1 protein-coding gene is annotated in these 939 nt (G+C 64.4%); it reads right to left on the bottom strand.

Annotated features, from left to right (window positions below):
* Positions 1–939 (bottom strand): HAD-IC family P-type ATPase (locus EOA22_RS35310; RefSeq protein ID WP_164756255.1); only part of this gene is annotated, 939 nt, incomplete at both ends.

Below are 939 nucleotides of genomic sequence, written 5' to 3'. Positions count from 1 at the left end.
GATCGGCACGGCGAGGCCGAGCGCGCACGGGCAGGTGATGATCAGAACGGCAATGGCGATGGTTGTCGCCCGGTGCCAGTCGCCCGTCGCCGCCATCCAGCCAAGGAAAGTCACGAAGGCGGTGAGATGAACCACCGGAGCATAGAGCGCTGAAACGCGATCGGCGATCCGGCGATAATGCGCGCGACCGCCCTCAGCGGCTTCCATGAGCCGAACCATTTCCGCCAGAAACGAATCTTTCGCGGCGGCTGTCGCCTCAATCGTCAGCGGGCCGGTCAGGTTGAGGACTCCAGCCTGTACGGCTTCGCCTGGCGCTACGCTTCGGGGCGTGCTCTCGCCCGAGACAAGCGAACAGTCCAGGTCCGACGTCCCTCGAGAGACCTTGCCGTCAACGGGTATCCTTTCACCGGCTGCGATCAACAGCAGCATGCCGGGTTCGATCTCGCCAACCGGCAGATAGTCGCGTGCGCCGTCGCCGCGCAGCACCATGGCGCCACGTACGGCCAACTGGGACAGGCCTTTCACGGCGGTCCGGGCACGTTCGCGCATCACGTGATCCAACGTGCGGCCGATCAACAGGAAGAACAGCAGCGACACCGACGCATCGAAATAGGCGTGGTCGCCATGGTTGATCGTCTCGTAGAGGCTCATGGCGTAGGCGAGGGACACCCCGACCGCGATCGGCACGTCCATGTTCATGCGGCCGTGACGCAGCGCGTTCCAGGCCGAGCGGAAGAAGATGCCGCCCGCGAAGGCAAGTGCCGGGATCGCGATCAGCGCCGAGAGCCAATGAAACAGGTCCCGCGTTGCGCCTTCGGCGCCAGACCAGACCGACACTGAAAGCAGCATGATGTTGCCCGCCGCAAAGCCGGCGACAGCAACGGCGCGGATCAGCTCCGAAAGCGTTTTGTCCTTGTTGTCGACCTCGGGGTCGAACAG

Source organism: Mesorhizobium sp. M7A.F.Ca.US.014.04.1.1 (genome assembly GCF_003998745.1).
Classification (GTDB): Bacteria; Pseudomonadota; Alphaproteobacteria; order Rhizobiales; family Rhizobiaceae; genus Mesorhizobium; species Mesorhizobium ciceri.
The sequence above is the reverse complement of the archived record's forward strand: the minus strand, read 5'-3'. Positions and strand labels throughout refer to the sequence as shown.